Origin of the sequence: Fictibacillus nanhaiensis (assembly GCF_042686385.1) — a bacterium.
Classification (GTDB): Bacteria; Bacillota; Bacilli; order Bacillales; family Fictibacillaceae; genus Fictibacillus; species Fictibacillus nanhaiensis.
This window is the reverse complement of the sequence record NZ_JBHUPF010000006.1, coordinates 1,860,547-1,878,727: the sequence shown is the minus strand read 5'-3', so window position 1 is coordinate 1,878,727 and position 18,181 is coordinate 1,860,547. Positions and strand designations below refer to the sequence as shown.

Annotated in this window: 22 protein-coding genes and 1 pseudogene; 12 read left to right on the top strand and 11 right to left on the bottom strand. The window is 37.7% G+C overall.

Annotated features, from left to right (window positions below):
* Positions 1–78: 78 nt before the first annotated feature.
* The 3 genes from ACFS5O_RS13310 to ACFS5O_RS13300 form a co-directional block, all read right to left on the bottom strand.
* Positions 79–852 (bottom strand): TerC family protein, encoded by a 774-nt coding sequence (locus tag ACFS5O_RS13310; RefSeq protein ID WP_205726446.1) that lies wholly within the window; start codon positions 850–852, stop codon positions 79–81.
* A 178-nt stretch (positions 853–1,030) separates the two neighbouring features.
* Positions 1,031–1,354 (bottom strand): hypothetical protein, encoded by a 324-nt coding sequence (locus tag ACFS5O_RS13305; RefSeq protein ID WP_205726447.1) that lies wholly within the window; start codon positions 1,352–1,354, stop codon positions 1,031–1,033.
* A 70-nt stretch (positions 1,355–1,424) separates the two neighbouring features.
* Positions 1,425–1,901, bottom strand: coding sequence for a DUF4188 domain-containing protein (locus ACFS5O_RS13300; protein WP_205726448.1), 477 nt, complete (start codon positions 1,899–1,901; stop codon positions 1,425–1,427).
* A gap of 127 nt (positions 1,902–2,028) precedes the next feature.
* Between ACFS5O_RS13300 and ACFS5O_RS13295 the strand changes: the two genes are divergently transcribed.
* Positions 2,029–2,157, top strand: coding sequence for a hypothetical protein (locus tag ACFS5O_RS13295; protein ID WP_318300224.1), 129 nt, complete (start codon positions 2,029–2,031; stop codon positions 2,155–2,157).
* Between the two features lie 11 nt (positions 2,158–2,168).
* Here ACFS5O_RS13295 and ACFS5O_RS13290 read toward each other — a convergent pair whose 3' ends face one another.
* The gene (locus ACFS5O_RS13290) at positions 2,169–2,507 is read right to left on the bottom strand and encodes a hypothetical protein (RefSeq protein WP_205726449.1); all 339 of its coding nucleotides are present in this window, start codon (positions 2,505–2,507) and stop codon (positions 2,169–2,171) included.
* Positions 2,508–2,870: 363 nt separating this feature from the next.
* Positions 2,871–2,936, bottom strand: a pseudogene (locus ACFS5O_RS13285) (Spo0E family sporulation regulatory protein-aspartic acid phosphatase); the annotation flags it as partial.
* A 326-nt stretch (positions 2,937–3,262) separates the two neighbouring features.
* Between ACFS5O_RS13285 and ACFS5O_RS13280 the strand changes: the two are divergent.
* The 6 genes from ACFS5O_RS13280 to ACFS5O_RS13255 all read left to right on the top strand — a co-directional run bounded on the left by ACFS5O_RS13280 (position 3,263) and on the right by ACFS5O_RS13255 (position 6,745).
* Positions 3,263–3,547 carry a hypothetical protein gene (locus ACFS5O_RS13280; RefSeq protein ID WP_205726450.1) on the top strand — a complete coding sequence of 95 codons (285 nt, stop codon included), beginning with the start codon at positions 3,263–3,265 and terminating at the stop codon, positions 3,545–3,547.
* A gap of 223 nt (positions 3,548–3,770) precedes the next feature.
* Positions 3,771–4,619 (top strand): mechanosensitive ion channel family protein, encoded by an 849-nt coding sequence (locus ACFS5O_RS13275; RefSeq protein WP_205726451.1) that lies wholly within the window; start codon positions 3,771–3,773, stop codon positions 4,617–4,619.
* A 709-nt stretch (positions 4,620–5,328) separates the two neighbouring features.
* Entirely contained in the window at positions 5,329–5,535 is a 207-nt protein-coding gene (locus ACFS5O_RS13270) for a hypothetical protein (protein WP_205726452.1), read from the top strand.
* 101 nt (positions 5,536–5,636) lie between these two features.
* On the top strand, positions 5,637–5,900 hold the full coding sequence (locus ACFS5O_RS13265) for a hypothetical protein (protein WP_205726453.1): 264 nt from the start codon (positions 5,637–5,639) through the stop codon (positions 5,898–5,900).
* Positions 5,901–6,307: 407 nt separating this feature from the next.
* Positions 6,308–6,505: a hypothetical protein gene (locus ACFS5O_RS13260; RefSeq protein WP_205726454.1), complete on the top strand. Its 198-nt coding sequence runs from the start codon at positions 6,308–6,310 to the stop codon at positions 6,503–6,505.
* Positions 6,506–6,511: 6 nt separating this feature from the next.
* Positions 6,512–6,745, top strand: a complete 234-nt coding sequence (locus ACFS5O_RS13255; RefSeq protein WP_205726455.1) for a GNAT family N-acetyltransferase — start codon at positions 6,512–6,514, stop codon at positions 6,743–6,745.
* A gap of 52 nt (positions 6,746–6,797) precedes the next feature.
* Here the strand turns inward: ACFS5O_RS13255 and ACFS5O_RS13250 are convergent, their stop codons facing one another.
* From ACFS5O_RS13250 to ACFS5O_RS13225, 6 genes are all read right to left on the bottom strand, one after another.
* Positions 6,798–7,616 carry an STAS domain-containing protein gene (locus tag ACFS5O_RS13250; RefSeq protein WP_205726456.1) on the bottom strand — a complete coding sequence of 273 codons (819 nt, stop codon included), beginning with the start codon at positions 7,614–7,616 and terminating at the stop codon, positions 6,798–6,800.
* 200 nt (positions 7,617–7,816) lie between these two features.
* A complete protein-coding gene (locus tag ACFS5O_RS13245; protein WP_205726457.1) occupies positions 7,817–8,563 on the bottom strand; it encodes a sulfotransferase domain-containing protein in 747 nt (248 codons plus the stop codon).
* 254 nt (positions 8,564–8,817) lie between these two features.
* Positions 8,818–9,786, bottom strand: a complete 969-nt coding sequence (locus tag ACFS5O_RS13240) for an arsenic resistance protein (protein ID WP_205726458.1) — start codon at positions 9,784–9,786, stop codon at positions 8,818–8,820.
* Positions 9,787–9,912: 126 nt separating this feature from the next.
* On the bottom strand, positions 9,913–10,155 hold the full coding sequence (locus tag ACFS5O_RS13235) for a hypothetical protein (RefSeq protein ID WP_205726459.1): 243 nt from the start codon (positions 10,153–10,155) through the stop codon (positions 9,913–9,915).
* Between the two features lie 55 nt (positions 10,156–10,210).
* Positions 10,211–10,852, bottom strand: coding sequence for an HNH endonuclease family protein (locus ACFS5O_RS13230; RefSeq protein ID WP_205726460.1), 642 nt, complete (start codon positions 10,850–10,852; stop codon positions 10,211–10,213).
* 194 nt (positions 10,853–11,046) lie between these two features.
* Entirely contained in the window at positions 11,047–12,243 is a 1,197-nt protein-coding gene (locus tag ACFS5O_RS13225; RefSeq protein ID WP_205726461.1) for a metallophosphoesterase, read from the bottom strand.
* Between the two features lie 201 nt (positions 12,244–12,444).
* On the opposite strand from ACFS5O_RS13225, the gene ACFS5O_RS13220 reads away from it, so the two are divergent.
* The 5 genes from ACFS5O_RS13220 to ACFS5O_RS13200 all read left to right on the top strand — a co-directional run bounded on the left by ACFS5O_RS13220 (position 12,445) and on the right by ACFS5O_RS13200 (position 18,163).
* Positions 12,445–12,603 carry a hypothetical protein gene (locus tag ACFS5O_RS13220; protein WP_205726462.1) on the top strand — a complete coding sequence of 53 codons (159 nt, stop codon included), beginning with the start codon at positions 12,445–12,447 and terminating at the stop codon, positions 12,601–12,603.
* Positions 12,604–12,623: 20 nt separating this feature from the next.
* Entirely contained in the window at positions 12,624–13,214 is a 591-nt protein-coding gene (locus tag ACFS5O_RS13215) for a DUF4240 domain-containing protein (protein ID WP_205726463.1), read from the top strand.
* A gap of 495 nt (positions 13,215–13,709) precedes the next feature.
* Positions 13,710–14,021: a hypothetical protein gene (locus ACFS5O_RS13210; RefSeq protein WP_205726464.1), complete on the top strand. Its 312-nt coding sequence runs from the start codon at positions 13,710–13,712 to the stop codon at positions 14,019–14,021.
* Between the two features lie 330 nt (positions 14,022–14,351).
* Complete coding sequence (locus tag ACFS5O_RS13205) at positions 14,352–16,226, top strand: bacteriocin maturation protein (protein WP_205726465.1); 1,875 nt, start codon at positions 14,352–14,354, stop codon at positions 16,224–16,226.
* Positions 16,223–18,163, top strand: a complete 1,941-nt coding sequence (locus ACFS5O_RS13200) for a TOMM precursor leader peptide-binding protein (protein ID WP_205726466.1) — start codon at positions 16,223–16,225, stop codon at positions 18,161–18,163. Before ACFS5O_RS13205 ends, ACFS5O_RS13200 begins: the two co-directional genes overlap by 4 nt.
* The last annotated feature ends 18 nt before the right edge of the window (positions 18,164–18,181 follow it).

Genomic DNA, 18,181 nt, shown 5'->3' with positions numbered 1-18,181 from the left:
CATTTTATTTTCATATAAGAAAATCATGGGAAATGAAAAAAGTCAGCAGATTATTCCGCTGACTTTCTTGTTGTTTTTTTATAAAGATGTTTCGGTTTTCTTCGATTTAGCCGGTGCAAACCATCCTATTAGTGCGATACCCACTAATACACCGTAGAAGATGACAGTCCAAACTGTACTGTGTGGAAAATCGTGATTTAATACCCCGATATCTTTGTGAGCAAGTGTAATTACAGCTAGCTTTACTCCAACCCAAGCAACAATTGCATAGGCTGTTGTTTCAAGTGCAGGACGTTTATCAAGTAATTGAACAAACCATGTTGCTGCAAACTTGATAAGAATCAGACCCGCAACTCCTCCAAGAACAACTACGATGAATTGTCCTGCATCCATTCCACCAAAGTCACCAAGTGGGGAATCTGGGAGTCCTAGCGCTAAAGCTACTGCAGCAAGAATCGAATCGATCGCAAATGCTAAGTCAGCGATCGCGATCTTACCAACTGTCGGCCAGAATCCTTTTCCTTTTGCTTCTTCCTCTACTTCTTCTTGAATCTTTTCGTTCTGTTTACCGAATTTAGCTTGAATCACATGTTTTAATCCAAGGTATAACAGATAAGCTGCTCCAATCGCTTGGATCTGCCAAACGTTCGCGATGAACGAAATTGCAAAAAGTGCACCAAATCGGAAAACGAATGCCATAATAATCCCATAACTAATCGCTCGTTTTTTCTGATCCTCAGGTAAATGTTTTGCGATAACCGCTAGTACAAGGGCATTGTCAGCAGATAACAGACCTTCAAGACCAATTAGAATCAATAATGCCCATCCGTACTCTAACCAAATTGAATCCATCCATGAATCTCCTTTCAAATCGTAAAAATAATATGTAATATCCATAGAATGACCATTTTAGTCGCAAGATACTCTTCTAAAAGTTACCTGCACTATGATGAACAACTCTATACTAAAAAGATTATATATTATTTTTTAAGTTTTTACCTTATTTAATCAAATTTAAAACTTAACAAAGTTAGATGTTTAAAGGGTTTAGAGAGTTTTTTTCTGATTCACCATCAAATGTTTCTGCTCTTTTTTCATCCAGCCTTCTACTGATATTTTGAACATTTAAACAACCGGGATCCTCATTAATAAACCGATTTAATTGTCCAATAAGAGCTATCCATTCCAAAGTTTCTGGATGGTCACTAGTCATGTTTGGGACCTTCTTCCAAAGCTTTAATTCTCTTTCTTCAAATAATGATTTTCTATATCTTTCTTGAAGTTCTTTATCATTATTAGCTAATTGCATGACTTTTTGGATGGCGATTTCATTACTCTCATCTTCCATCGCCATTCCGTGAATCAATTCTTCGGTTTCAAGTGTTTATTAGAAAAATAACAAAGATCTATCATAGGAGGATAGATCAACTGCTATCACTTTTCATTCTTTCTCTAGCACTTTGAGTGTGTTTCGTTACGGAGGCTAACGAAAAAGCTTTTCCAAGTCCAATTCTTGGCATATTGTTATAAATGGCTTCTGCACTCCGTTTTTCAATTTTGTAGCTTTCATGAAAGATACCTACACTACCATCGTCACCTATTTTTTTGTTGAATGCTTTCCAAGCTACTGAGTGAGTTTTACCGTGTGCATAAGTTTCGAGTTGATCAAAGCTTTTCCAATATTGAATCAGTGTTACTCTTCTCCAACTAAAATGAAATTCTGCATGTAAAAAACCGATGTCAGGGTTGTGATAAAGTTCTCTTATCATAGGACCCATGGCTTTAAATACAGGTATCCACTTAGAAAATGAAAGCAGCTTATTCACTCGCATACCAATTACAAAAACAACAAAGTCTCCCTCCACCGCTGCTACATGTCTTCCCTTATGAATATTCTTCATATTCCCCTCTCCTTTATCGGTTGGAAGTTTTTATAGATCCTACTCTAAATTAACATTAATTGGTATTAGTTAGGAAAATAAATGTAAAAAAACTAACAAACCGATGCATTTACGAGAGGATGGTTCAGTGAACAACTTACAACGTTGTATAACAGGTGAAACGTTTGGTGCAGCATTTATAAGAGGAGATTTTCCATTTATCTATGATCAAACATCAAGTAATTTCAAAAAAGTTGTTTCGGTTCCAACTATGTAAGAGAAAAAGAATTAGCTCAGCTTACTTCTAATCAATTTCTCTAAGCTTGCCACTTTGTTTTGAAGATCATCGATTTCTTTCTGCATTTTATCTTTTTCTTGGTCTGATTGAAAATCATCTACTTGTGACTCAAAATCACTCGCCACATCAGAATTAAGCTGTATAATTGCTCCTATTGTCGTCACTGCATCGCCTACAGTAGTAATAACTCCTCCTATAATACCTAGTATATTTCCTGCATTATTCGGTGGGTTATATTGAAACGTATTCGAGCTATTGTTATTGCCATTATCATTGTTATCTGGAGGTGGATCTGCAGGATATACAAACGGATAACGCTTCTTGCTCATAAGACTCACTCCAAGGGCAGAAATAGTATTGACCTCTTATTTTTATGCGTTTTGTTTATAAAATGTACATTGTACAAAGATAAGTATGAATTCTTTTTCCTCATTAATACTAAGAACATTGAAGAAGTCTTTGAAAGTGCGATTCTTATGTTCGGCAATGATGGTTTAGAACTTGGTTTTCCTGTTAAATCAAAATATCCTGAAGTTTGGAACAAAATGGACTGAAACAAGGATTGCCCTACGATACCAATTGATGTTGATATTAAATCAACAATCATAGACAACAGAATCATTAACTAATAATAAAAGTCAGGAAATAAGTGTTACAGCTTATCTTCCTGACTTGTTTTTTAAGTTATTCTCTTAAATGGTAGATAAAACTTGATCAAGTTCTTGACTCTTTTTTACAACATCCGGATTTGTAAGACTTCCTTTTCATTAGCTACCTGACTGAATTCTTGGTTTTAATTGTAATTCCTTTTCTTCAAGTGACTTATCTTTATACAACTCATACTCCCATTCTTTCTTTCTGAAATTGTTCTTACCTATACTCATCGTTCACAAGAATATGATCAAATCTTCTTATCTCGATTTACGTTATAGAGATTGGAAAGTTCCTGAATTCCAAAGGGTATTACTGTTAAGATAAAACCAAAAATCATTGAACAATTCAGAAATCTTATGGTAACATTTATAAAAATAAACAAATTAGTATAAGTATACATATTTTGGAATTCATTTGATGGGGTGACACTATGTCAGTTGTATTAAATAAATTTTACGACAACAAGAAAGGATATTTTCACATCCCTGTTGTATGGCGAGAAGAATTTCAGTTTCAAATTGGAGAAAAAGTAGGCGTTGATGTTAAAGATGGAATCATCATCATTGATAAGATGAACGAAAGACGATTTACCCCGATAATAGGTGTAAAAGGAAGACTCACTATCCCCATAGAAATCAGACAACAATTAAAAAGCCATACCTATCAATTAATTGCGGTCCAAGAAACCGAACAGTTTATTTTAACGCCTGCTTAAGTAAGAGTTTAAAAGGCTTCTTTATTTGAAGACATTTTTATACACAAATTTAAATTTTCCTTATCACACAAGTCACAATACCAACATTTTATAATAAAATGAGAAATTTCATGTTTCCTTGATTGACCTTTCTCCCAATATCTTTTAAAATCCATTGGAATTAGAAAATAATTTTGCTTATTTTCCGCATTCTATTGGTATAGTGAGAGTGGGAGTTGAAAGAATGTTTAACTTAGAATGGTTTAATAAATTGCCTGTAAAAATTTTAATTGTGGCTTTTGTTATCGTAATCACCGCATACTTTATAAGAAAATCAGTTCGAATATTCTTTGATAAAACAAGTTTTCTAGATGAAAACCGTGAAGAAACGTTGATGCACTTTACAGATCAAGTGATCAAGGTGCTTGGATTGGTGTTCTTCTTCATTTATGTTTTTAGTCATTTCTTCGATCTAGCGAGACTTGTAACAGGTTCTGTCGTTGTCGCCGGTGCTCTCGCATTGATTTTTCAACATATTATACGAGATTACATTATGGGGCTAGCCTACTTGTTTGAAAGACAGATCAACCTTGGTGATTATGTGATCATCAACGGTAACAAACAAGGCAAAATCGAGGAAATTAGCATGCGCCACTTGAAGATTCGTCAATACGACGGATATTTATACACCGTTTCCTATGGAAGTATCAACGAGCTTCAAAACGGAAACCGCGGGATGCGGCGAGTAAACGAAAGCCTTATCCTCAACTACAGACAAAATCCAGACGAGGCGTTTAAGGTCATGGAAGAAGTGGCGAGAATCTGCAACGAGAAATATAGCGATTACCTCTTAACAGATCTGGACGGTAAACCTGTAGAGAAATTTAAATTCAACCAAATTACCGAATTGAACGTCGATTATAAAGGACACCGTTATTCTCTCTCTGGCATTGTAAAAGAAGCTTATTTTGTAGATGCAAGCAAACGTGTAAGGTATGAATTAGCGCTCGCGGCATATGTAAACAACTTAATGATGGCTGAAAACGGAGAACTAGAATTGAATAAACGTCCCGGTTCTCAATCTTCTGTCTAAGAAACATTAGGATCAAGCAGGCTGTAAATCGCAGCCTGCTTTTCTACAAGCTAGATGTCAAAAATCATCTTCATTAAGAAATGGCAAGAACTTGATCATCCTCCCTCTTGCCATTGATTTTCACATTTTTCTTTGAAATTCCTTTTTTGTGAAATCCAGCTTTCAACAATATCTTAAGAGAACCTATATGATGATGCATAACTTCTGCTTCTATTCGATGAAGTTAAGATCATTGAACGCAAAATCCATAAGGATCGGAAGTGCTTGGGTCATATACCCTTTACTGTTATGTACTTTATCAGGAGAATACCCTATCATCCCTTTCTATCTTGAAGGAAGATGCCAAACGAGTACCCTAACCCTTTCTCTTTTCGCTCTTCCATCTCTTTTAATCTCCTAGCTTGACCATCTAAAGAATAAAAATCTGACTCTCTCTCTGGTGCATATGGCTGAAAAAACTCTCTGTTTCTTGTTGCATTATAAATAACGCTTGCAGATCATTGATTGTTAAAAGTTTAATAGAAATGTTCTTCTTCATCTATGTCCTCCATACTCATTAACTACCTTAATAATCATTCAACTGAGTAAGGTGAAATCCTCTACTCTCATCATTGATCAAATCGTTGTTTAACATATGTACAAAATATGTAGAAGTTTGTTTAAAGTAATGATATATTATAAACAGATAGACTTTATGGGAGAGAAAAAAATGAATACAAAATTAAATACGTGGATTAAAAAACACAATTTAGACCTACAATGGCTGCAAGAAGCCGGAAAGTTCCCTTCCAATCAAGTACAGAAACTGTTAAACGATCCTACCTACAGACCTGACGGAACTACAATGAGAATTGTACTAAGTATTGTTAAAAAGAAAGAAGACACATCAAAATTAAGTGATTTTTGGGATGTTTAAAAATAGGACTTTCCCTTATAATTGATAAAAATAGTGACTTGTCTAGATCAATTTACCCTCCAACTGCATCTACTAAAGTATGAAATGTAGGAGGTGCTATCTTGGGTAAAGACAAGCATTGTAAAAAAGAAAAGAAAAAGGTAATCTGTTGTGATCCTATTTATATCATTGAGGATTCATATACAGAGAAAGAAGTCACTTTCGTTCATCCGATCATTCGTGTAAAACGTGAACACATTAAATATGTTCGCCGTGACGTTTATAAGGAGAAAGTCATTAAAGAAGTGATTGATCCTGGTTCTCCAACAAAATGCGATTGTAATAAAAAGCACAAAAAATGTAAGAAAAAAAGCAAAAAGAAGTAATTTTAAAGGATAATTACTCTTTCTGAATGGAACCCCCGACCGTCGTGATCGGGGGTTTTGCTATGCTTTGAATTAAAATTGTGTATGTACGGAACGTGTTTTTATATTTCTTACACGTTCACCGCTAAATGGATGATTTTCACCTGTAAAGTTATGTTTACCACCAACGTTTTACGAATCTTCACCTGTAAATGAGGTTGAACACCTAGGATTTGAAACTGACCACCTATAAACGTTCATTTTACTCAAAATGATCATGAATATGTCTAACTTTACTATATACTGTCCTAGCTGATCTCCACTCCCATTTCAAATATCAACTCAACCAAGTGATTTAACCATTTGATATACTGTTTACATACAAAACGTTCATTTTTAATCTAACTATTGAGGAGTTGAGTAAACAAATGAAAGATCATTACAAGGTGTTAGTTGGTGAAGGAAATGCTGATTTAGATCAGCGACTTTCTGATGAATTAGACAAAGTGAACGCCGCTTCAACGATCGGAACTCCTGCTGCTCGAGAACTGACGATACAAATTATAGATAATCATGGTGAACTTGCAGCAGGCATAAGTGGCTGGACTTGGGGAGTTGCCGCTTGAATATCTATGACATGGGTGCTGGAAGATGTTCGTAAGGATGGGCTTGGTACAAAATTACTTCACGATTTTGAACAAGAAGCTATAGCACGTGGTAGCACACACGTCTTCACGACTTCCTTCACCTTTCAAGCACCGGGATTCTATGAGCGTCATGGCTATCAAGAACTGTTTCGTTGGGAAGGATTACCTACTCCAGGAGCGGCGGACATACATTTTAGAAAAGAATTAGTAGATCTATAAAATAAAAATGGTGTATACCCATTATTGAGGTGTACACCATTTACAACTATAACTATCTAAAGAAATCCTCTAAAGCTTGCTGAAGTGTAGCTTTTGTCTGAGCTTTGCTTTCAAAAGACAATCCGATAGTTGTTATTTTGCGTACAATTTCGGGACGTAAACCAGTAATTACACACTCACACCCCATCAAGTTCGCACCTTCCATTACTTTCATGATGCGCGCAATCGCTTCTGTCTCCATTTGAGCGATACCCGATAAATCAATAACTAAAGTACCCATGCGAAGTCTGCTGATTTCTAAAAGAACCTTTTCTTCAATTGAGTCTGTTCGATATGTATCAATATTTCCAACTAGCGGAAGCACACAAACCTTAGATGTGATCGGTATAATTGGAACAGAAAGGTTTTCAACAAGTGTATTTTTAGACTCGATTAGCTTATCTTTGTATTCTGAATAACTTAAAAAAAATTCATTCAAAAATTTATCAATGCAATCATTAATTTGTCTCTCTGTGATAAAAAAACTCTCTGCTTCTACTTCAATATCGTTCAATTTATTATATTCCTGCAAGTATTTCCAAACAGTTCTTCGAATGGCATGAACCCATTCAAGTTTGAATGCTAGCGTAAGGCTATGAGATGCCCACGAAACACCTTCAATTTTTGCAAATTCTTCTAATTCACGGTCTTTCCCTTGGATGGTGTACATTACAAGTTTATGAGCATTAGACAATAAATCGATATTACCAACCAACATTATTTCTTCAATTTTTCCACGAACATTTCGGGCTTCACTTAATAAAGATTCTTGGAACTCTTCTCTGTTATTAGTAAAGTATTCGATATAATCCTTTTCCAAGACTAAACCCATTGTGCGCACTCCTTTTTGAAAATTTCACCTACTTTTGTACTATTGTACCACTTTCAAAAAAGATGAAAGTAAAAATTTTGTATTTAAAACTGTTTTATCCGTTATGTCATTATTCTCACATATTTTAATAAAAAAACCGCAACAAATTTCGTTACGATTCTTCAAGGTAGATAAGTATTCTTCATTCAGGATTTAGTTGTTTACCAAAGTAAATCCTTTTCATATCCTAACTCAATGAGCAAATGACCAGCTGTCTTCTTGAAGGCATCAGAAATCTCTTCATCAAACTCTTCTTTCCAGTTACCGATTGTTCCTTTTCTGAACGTAGCAGAGTCTTGAGTTGAAATGTTTTCTTTCGCACGCTGGATAACGGTGTGATCGAGGTTTTCAAGTTCTTCTTCCATAATAAATTTTACGATTTTCTGAACGGATTGGTCTAGCGAATCTTCACTTCTCAATAGTTCTTCAAACTTTATAGAAAGCACGTTAGGTGCCGTTAACCATCCTTTAAATTCCGAAAACCAATCATGAATATCTTGATGACCTACTTCAGGAATTCCTCTTATGATTAATAACATTCGTTCGCTTTTAGAGAGTTCTTTTTGCTGAAAGTATTGATGAAGAGGAGCATCTATCTTCTCAATATAATAATTATAAGAGACAACAACATCACGCAAGTCTCGATAGAGAAAGATTTGCTTCATATCGAGATCTTGAAGAATCTTCTCCCAAGGTGTGGAATAATAAATGTGCCCAGACAAAAATTCGTTCTCTTTTAGTTTCTCTAACTCGCGCTGATGTTCAGCTAATTGAGCTGAGATCCCTTCATAGAGATGTAGATTTTGATCAAATGTTAGGGAACGAATTCCTGTTAGTATTTGAAACATAAGATGTGTCCCGCTCTTTGGAAACGAATTAAAGAAAAAAGGACTTATTGCTTTACTCATTTTTAACGATCACCTTTTCTATTTACATGACTTGCCTTTCATATTTTATTCACTTTATTTTAATTCGCTTGTACAACCGCCTGTTCATATAATTTTCCACTAACACAAAAAGAATTTTGAGATACATCCACTTTTATCATTCAACGTGCGAAACCTATAAAGTAAGACCTTAACCCCTAATTGTTAGCAAGATGAAACCGAAAAAAGGCAGGGATGCACTGATGCACTCCTTGCCTTTTGTCGTAGAATTCGTTTTAATTAGGATCAGGTAAAACCCATTTCGGTACTGCTTTTATATAGAATAACTCACCGATTAGCTCAACAATTGTTTGCGTTACGATTACCGCTGCAGCTATTGTACGCCAAGAATCTGGTAATGCAAGGGCTAATGGGAGAACGACCAGGGAATTTCTTGTTCCCATGCTAAAGATCAATGCTCTTCCTGCACCTACATCTAAAGAAAATATCCGTGCAATCAAGCGAGACACGAACGGCATGATGATTAAAAATAAAATGTAGATCGGTACAACGTTTATGATGATATTAAAATCACTGTAGACTTTTCCAATTTGTGAAGCTACGACTACGATCAAGACGAAAGCCATGAACGGAACAGGTAACCAAGCAGTAAATTCCAAGGCATTTTTACCTAGTGTTTGTTTTTTTGCCCACAACTGTGTAAGGACTGCTAGTAATAATGGGATTACAATGAGTAAGAAAAATGCTTCTAAAAAAGGCTGAATCTGCACCACAGTTATCATCTCTTCCCCTATGTATAACCACAAATAAAGAGGAAGTAAGACCATTTGAACAACAAACAAAAGTGGTGTTGCCGCAAGCATCAATTTTTCGTTTCCTTTTCCCAACTGAGTAAAGACAATTACATAATCAATACACGGCGTAAGAAGAACTAAGCAAATCCCTAATAGTATTGGTGGGGACTGCGGAAAAATAGAAGTAAGAATCCATACAACGATGGGTACACATACAAAATTCCCGATTAATAAAGCGAGCATGAATCTGATGTTTGAAGCAGCTTCTCTGAGTTTTAAAAAAGGAATTTGTGCAAACATCCCATACAGAAGGATAGCGATTAGCGGAGAAGTCATCCATTGAAGTATAGCTCCTAAACTCCCAAACACGAGGCCGATAAAGCCACCTACTAGTAAAGAGATACCGTAAATCCATATTTGTTGATTTTCAAGCCCTTCCCTCGTGACCATCTCTAACCTCCCTCTATTTAATCTTTACTTACCTAATATTACTTTACAAAATATTAATATACCATTCTCGCTAACAATAAAAAAGAACCGCCTGTTTTCAGACGGTCCACTCTTGTATTAAATGTGTTAAGCGCGTTCCAATACTTTGGCCAGCATATGGTGAATAACCTCGTGATCGCGTGGATCGTGCAATCGATATTCTTCACCCGGAAGTGTATACCACTCTGCCGCTCCCGCATATGTGATGGCAAGCTTCAAAATACCTTCTTCATTACAACTTGTCTTAAGCTCGAGCTCCCCGCTGATCACGCCGACCTCTTTAGTCATTACACCATGAGTTGCCGTAAAAACCGTTGATTTCTCTTCCATTGGAACAGCTCCCCTCTTTTAAACAAGTTCATACCATGTTTATACTCTAATTCTATTAATACGTGCAAGTGTTAAGCATGCTTTGAAGTTGTGTTTTTTCCGCTGATTGAAGATTTAAACCCCAGTTGTACTTTGTTTGAATCCACCATTTTGCATAGCCACAATTAGCTGCAGTACGAGTAGGCTTCCAAGTTGATGGATCTTGGTCCCCCTTTGATCGATTTGAACTTGCCGTTACGGCAATAAGTTGTGGTCCTGTAAGGTCGTTTGCAAAAGCCTCACGCTTTGTAGTCGTCCAACTGCTTGCTCCAGAACGCCAAGCTTCAGCTAATGGTACAATATGATCAATATCGAGATCAGATGGATTCTTAACCGTTACACCGTCATAATAGCTGTACCAGCTTCCCGATGTAACAGGACAGTCTCCGCTAAATGAGTCAGCATCACGCTTAAGAACAACTTGACGTGTATCACATCCTCCACCTTGACTCGACCAGTGTGGAAAAAGATCGCGAGAATAGCCTGTCATTGAACCTTCTGTCTTAACCACTAATGCATTCAACTGAGATTGTGCAGCAGATTTAGTAGGTGTTCCTGGCGGTAGCGCCCATGCCCTCTGTTGATCATCAGATGAAACAAACACAAAAGCCATTACCAGTGTAAAAACAAATGAACACAACATCGATTTCTTCAACATGCTTAAATCCTCCATTATGTAGTTTTTTTGAATCGTTATCATTTTATAACATGTCTTTACGGATTGGCATTACGAATTTAGCAATTAAACATAATCTAGACCATCGATATAGTTGAATAGTCTAGTTTTTTAAGGCTAAAATCCTTCTCGAAAACCATTATAGTACAATATGATTATTTGTTTTTGTGACTACACTATTGCATCGCAGGCTGTTTTTCTCCTGGGAGAGGAGCAGGATTTATGCTTTGATCGTTTGGAGATAGGTCAATGCCATAATCTTTCGCAAACACCATGTGAGTTTCTTTTAAAACATTCTCGTGGTTTAGGTCCAAGTTAAAAACACGAGCTCCGCGAAGTCGATTCTTCTCGTCACCAGGAAGTCCGTACGCTCCAAATCCAGTACTTCCCCCATATCCGAGCATAATGCCATAATAGTTTCCAGCGTATGTGTTGATATGATCATGTCCACAGAAGACTCCCTTTACATCGCCTCGATGCTGCATCGCTGAGAATAAGCCAGAATTGATCGGACCCGGACATTCATCTTCGTTTCTCTCACCTGTTATCTGATGCTTGTTTTTAGCACGTGCATGATCAGTTTCTGTTCGGCCATCTACACTCGAATACCACATATAACGGTGCTCCCATAACGGGATGTGTATAAACATGAGAGAAGGCACCTTAAATCCAAAATGGTTTTCGATCTTTTGAGACGTTTCATTGTACCAGCTGACTTGATCAAAACGAACCCAGTCCCATGTTGGATAACCCTCAAAATCTTGACCCGCAATCTCTTTTGGTGCGTAACGTCCACTATCCATCAACCAGAAATTAAAAGCAGGCTTCTTGCCTTTTGCGTCCCACACGAGTAGACTCATGTTCCCGGTTCCTGTGATGTGTTTTGCACCATTATCGTTCACATTGTGTTTGTAAGATTGGTAGAATGCTAGCATCTTACTCTCATCCACACCGCTTTTTGGGGTAGAATCTTCATCATGATTTCCAAATGTAACCGCCCACTTGATTCCTCTCTTTTCCATCGGCCCGGCAACATTGTTCATCGCCTGTTTCATTTCGAGGTCAGTATCACATCCGCCGGTGATATTATCCCCGTTCAGTACAACAAAATCAGGTTTCTCGGCATCTAACACTTTTTCCATCAATTCAATCGTTCGGCGATCAATGCGTTCATCGTCTTGTGTATCATTAAACTGAACGACCTTGAACTTTCCATTCGAATGAAACTTCAGTACTTTTTCTTCTTTTCGATCAGCATGGACTTTCTCGGTGAATAAGTTAGAAGTATCACCTAGCGAACCAAGTGTTAACGCTAATGTGCTCGCTCCTCCGATCTTAATAAAATCGCGACGATTCACTTGTTTAGAAGTCATTTTGCTACCCCTCCGTGATTATGTATGTTGATTTGTTACAAGATTAAGAGTAGCAATGCTATTTTTAGGAAGTGTTTGATTGGTGTAAATGTTGTGTGAGAGTAGTGATTGTGAGATTTTACAAATTGGTGCCCCCACAAAGTTGAAGAAATGGATATATAATAGGCTTAACCATAAAATGTGTTTCATTTGGAGGTTTGTATGTTTAAATCTAATAATGTTCCGATCTCTGTGGGCAATGTGTATGCCGTCAAGTTACCTGATGGCCGCTATGGAGCAATCAGAATTGTTGATAAACATAATCGATCTACAACTCTCGTAACCACTCCCTTGTTGATGGTAAAGCACCTAAAGAATTAATTTTCATTGGTAATATTCAGATGAAAGAAGAACGCCGCTTTCCCGGTTATAGTGGCGATTGGGATAAAGACACGGGAATAGAAGCTTATTATGAATGGCGTTGGGAACATGATCGAGAGAACTTTGAAATAGAAATGCGACAAGATGAGGAAAGAATGGCTAGAGAATCACTTGCTGAAGTTCAAGCACCTAAGAAAATGATGAGTGAAGAAATGTTTTGGTCTTTCATCTCTTTAGTAGATGATGAAGATACGGAAGCTGCTATTCAGAAGTTAGCAGGACTAGGTGTACGGGATATTAAGCAGTTTGAAGAAACCTTGTCTTATAAACTCTTTCAATTAGATACAGAAGAACACGCACGCAATATTGGAGTTTATTCCTACAAGGACGAAAATGAGCATTTTTTATATTTTCGATGCGCTGTCATTACCAAAGGTAGAGATTTTTATGAATTGGTATTACAAAACCCCATACATATGCCTGAAAACGATACGTGTGAGCCCCTACTCGATCTAGCTTCTGAAGCGTATGAGCTTCGCACCGGTAAAATTTTCGAATATGATACTGGTTGTGATTATGAAACTTTCTCCAATCACAAAGGTTGGGAATAGCGTGACTAAGTGCTTTAGCTAAGGGTATAACCCATGCAAAATTTGTCGATATTTAGCAACTCGTCGATAAATGATTGAAACTTGTGGAATTATTATTCAAACTCGTGGAATTATTGAGAAAATTTATGGATTTACGCTATAAACTTTTTGAATAACGTGGTTGAATACCCTATATGGTATATATTGTGGATAAGAACAAGCCGCTAAAATGGAGCATAATTACAGATTTTCTCCTAGTTACAACTCACTGTTCTCTTAAAAAGCAAGAAAGTGATTTCAAGCAACTTTTTTTCCTCAGAAATAACCATTCACCATCACTTTATGATCATTTTGATTTACTCCTAGCCTATGTTTAACCTCAAACACAGGCTGGTTCTTTTTCAACCACCCAATCCTGTAACGGTGGACAGACTGTATCCATATTTTATTAGGAGGAATTTGAGCAGAGACTCTCTACTCGTTCTAGATCTGACAAAAAACAAGGAGGTGTTTGTATTGGATAATAAACACCAATGGAATTTGGATGGATTAAGTACTGGAGACTTTCAAGTTAGTGGCGGTCAGCCACATCATCCCCAAGAACAGCAAGCACAAGACCCTCGTCTTATCATTCCTGGCTGTGTAATCGGAATCTGTTTTAATTTTTGTGGAGGTTGCGCAGTTTGTGGCGGATGCGGCGGTTGTGCTGGTCGTTGTGGAGGCTGTGGCGGTTGTGGGGGATGCGCTGGTCGTTGTGGTGGTTGCGGTGGTTGCGGTGGACGCTGTGGAGGCTGTGGCGGATGCGGCGGACGTTGCGGAGGACATTAATCAGATAAATGCTGAAGAAGAAGTAACAGGGGGCTTTGCTCAAGTTTTTGAGCATCAGTCCTCTATTTTATTTTTCATTCGCTACAGGCATGGTTTCGTCTCCCTGTAGCGGACAATTTCTACAAATGTATTTTTAGAATTACAAACATAAATATATTCGCGGTAATCCATATAATTTCACGATAATCCGCGATATATTCACGTTATAAATTTTTTATTCACGATAATCGCTTTATATTCACGTTACTCAATTGCCTCATAACAAACTGACATAACGGACAAGCAGAATCCATACAAATAGATGATGAGCATTAGGTTAGGAGGGGTATCATGCCAGGCGTCACTCTCTCAATGTGTTTAAAAATAAACCGAGACACGTTCATCTATCCACAGCATAACGGCGGCGTTTATCTCCGAAATAACGTGACTTCTATACAAATGGAAGGAAATACAATTGAGCAATGGGTGCAAAAATTAGTTCCCATGCTAGATGGCAGCCGTTCTATAGAAGAAATTACAGACGGTCTGCCTGATCCTTATAAAGAGCAAGTCTTTAAGATCGCTGAAGTGTTATACAAAAATGGTTTTGTTCGCGATACGAGTCAGGACCTTCCACATCAGCTTTCCCCTGCACTTTTGGAAAAATATGCATCACAGATTGAGTTTATTGATCATCTCAGCCACTCTGGCGCGCATCGTTTTCAAAAGTATCGCGAGTCCAAAATCGCAGTAATAGGCTGTGGTCCACTTCTCTCATCTCTCACAGCTTCCCTTTTGCAATCAGGACTTCCGGCATTCACCATTTTCCACACGAACACGAAACAAAATGAAACAAATAATCTAAAAGAATTAATGAAATCTGCTACAAAAACAGAGCCTGAATCTTCCTTTACACTTCTTCCTTTTAATGAAAACAGTTGTACAGAAGATCTAGCAAACATTGAATATGTACTCTATGCAAATGAGGTTGAAAATACAGATCAACTCTCCATAATTCAAAAAGTATGCAGAGATCAATCAAAATTATTTTTACCCGTTACGTTACAAAACCATCAAGCTTTTGTCGGTCCTCTTCAATTAACGGATTCTGCTGCATGCTGGAAAACAGCTTCTTTACGTTTGGGTAAAAAAGATAACAAAAAGACTAAATTCAAATCTTCACGCACTGCTTCTAACTTGCTTGCGAACGTCACTGTATTTATGCTGTTCAAAGTAATTACAGGAGTACAGGAAAATCCCGAAAATGTCATCTACCAACTGAACGTGGAAACATTAGAAGGAAAATGGCATCCGGTTTTCCCTCACCCGCTCGTGACTAACAATATTAAAATTGAAGCGATTGAGGATCCTCTTTTGTTTATAAAGAAAGCGCCTACCCGAGAAGTTGATCTTCACTCATTGTTTTATCAAATTACATCAAGTGACACTGGAATATTCCAAAAGTTTGAGGAAGAGGATTTAAGCCAGCTACCCTTGTCACAGTGCAACGTACAAGTAGCTGATCCTTTTGGTGAAAGTGAGCCAGAAGTGATCACAGCAGCAGACAGAACACATGAGGATGCCCGGTTAGAAGCAGGTTTATCTGGAATTGAAACATACGTTAAGAAGTTATTTAAGAATTCACCGGAAGTTATGAGTGTTGGAATCGGGCGGTCTGCAGCAGAAGGAATGTGTAGAGCACTGCAAAACAGCCTGCAAGAAATCTTCACGAAGTCTCATAACAGAATTCAAGTTTCTGCAGAAGTTGATCCAATTTCCATTCAAGACGCATATTCCACCTTTTTAATTCAAGCATTATCAACGCTTGATGAAGAAATCAAACTTTTTTTAGGAACTAAAATCCATGGTTTTCCTGTAGTATGGGTTCAGCAGGATCGTAATTATTTCGGCTCTATCGGTCTAGATGAGAACCGTGCTTTACAAAATGCACTACAAGGAGCACTTATGTACCGGCAAAATAAAGAAACAATCCATATCAAGAATTGCATAAAGTCATCAGCTACCATTTCAACCACCGGACTTCAAACGATTACCCTTTCAGAATCAAAAGAAGAAACACTAACATACACATTGACATCAGCTCTACAAACGTTAAAAAATACCAACTGTAAAGCAACGTTATACACGCTGCATGCAGAAACCATTCTAAATGAAAATACCTCTGGCATTTTTGGAATCACACTCTCTTCGGAGGTACAATCATGACTCAAAAAATTATAATGATCGGAAATGGTAGTATTGCAAACGACGTCTACCAACAACTACATGCAACCTACCACATCTCTCGTTTTAAAAAGGTTGAAGATGCGGAAATCAATCATGAAAAGTTAGCGTTAGTTCTTCATGATAGTTGGAATCCAGCTCAGCATTTAAAGGCAGAGAAATTGTTTAGAAACAACAACATGCCATGGCTGCGCGGCTTTGTTTTCTTTGGTGAAGCACACGTTGGTCCACTTGTTCATCCAAACCAACCAGGCTGCTCACAATGTGCAGATCTTCGCTTTTTCATGACTGGCCAAGACCGTAGAGAACATTTTCAAATGAAAGAATACCTATTTTCAAACGAAGATTTACCACGTGATGTTTGGGCTACTAATCTAGCACTCAATCAGACAGCTGCCCTTATTTGTAATGAAGTTGATCGTTTTATGCATGATGATACTCCGCACACTCATGAAAACATATATCTGATGACCCTACAAACGTTCAAACTTACCAAACATTTCTTTTTACCAGATCCGTATTGTGAGACATGCGGTAACATACCACTTGATACCGATGATATTGCCAAGATTGCACTTCAATCTAGTCCTAAAATTTCAACAGACGTCTATCGTTCCCGTTCAATAGATGAGCTACAAAACGTTTTAAGCCGAGATTATTTAGATAATCGTACTGGTCTTCTTAATTTTAAACGATATGACTTGATCTCTCCTTTTGCGGACACTGTAGTTAATCTACCTTTGCTCACTGGTAACGAACTGAACGCTGGTCGGACACATTCGTATCTTCATAGTGAGCAAGCGGGCATTTTGGAGGGACTTGAGCGGTATTGTGGTTATGCGCCACGTGGAAAACGAACAATCGTTTATGAACCTTACAACAAAGTGAAAAATGTAGCTATGAATCCTCTATCAATCGGAACTCATTCACAGAAACAGTACAGTCAGCCGCATTATCCATTTAAACCGTTCGATTCAGACCGTCCGATCCACTGGGTGTGGGGATATTCGTTATCCGAGGACCGGCCTACATTGGTACCAGAAACGTTCGCCTATTACAGCATGGGTGGTGGAGAAGGATTCGTTTATGAAACATCAAACGGCTGTGCAGTCGGTGGTAGTTTAGAAGAAGCTATTCTGTATGGAATCTTCGAGATCGTAGAACGTGACGCGTTTCTTATGACTTGGTACGGCGAACTGCCTATTCCACGTCTGGACATGAAATCAATCAACGATTCAGAGCTTCAGCTCATGGTTCAGCGTATCCTCCATGTGACAGGATTTGAGATTCAACTATTTAATGCCACGACAGAAAACGGAATTCCAAGTATTTGGGCGATGGCAAAAAATACGAAGAACGATGGCTTGAATCTGCTTTGCGCAGCAGGCGCTCATCTTGATCCATTGAGAGCAGCCAAAGGTGCCGTTCAAGAACTTTCAGGCATGCTGCTTAATATGGAAGAAAGCTTTGTAAAGGACCGCAAGAAATATGAGAAGATGTTTCGAGATTCTAGTCTTGTTCGTCATATGGAAGATCACTCGATGGTTTACGGCTTAAAAGATGCAGAGAAACGCTTTTATTTTTTGCTGGATAAGCGGAAAGTGCGTGATTTTGAAGAAGAGTTTAAACCGGCTCGTCAAACTGACGATCTTTTAGAGGACCTAAATAGTGTGCTGAAAATCTTCAAAAAACTAAATCTTGACGTAATCGTTGTGGATCAAACCGGACCAGAATTAAAACGGAACGGTCTACATTGTGTAAAAGTGATCATACCTGGCATGCTGCCGATGACGTTCGGTCATCATCTCACTCGATTACAAGGATTGGATCGTGTCCTCACGGTACCAATGAAGCTCGGATATGTGAAACAACCATTATCACTGGATGAGTTAAACCCACATCCTCACCCATTTCCGTAAAATTGTATAAGAAAGGGG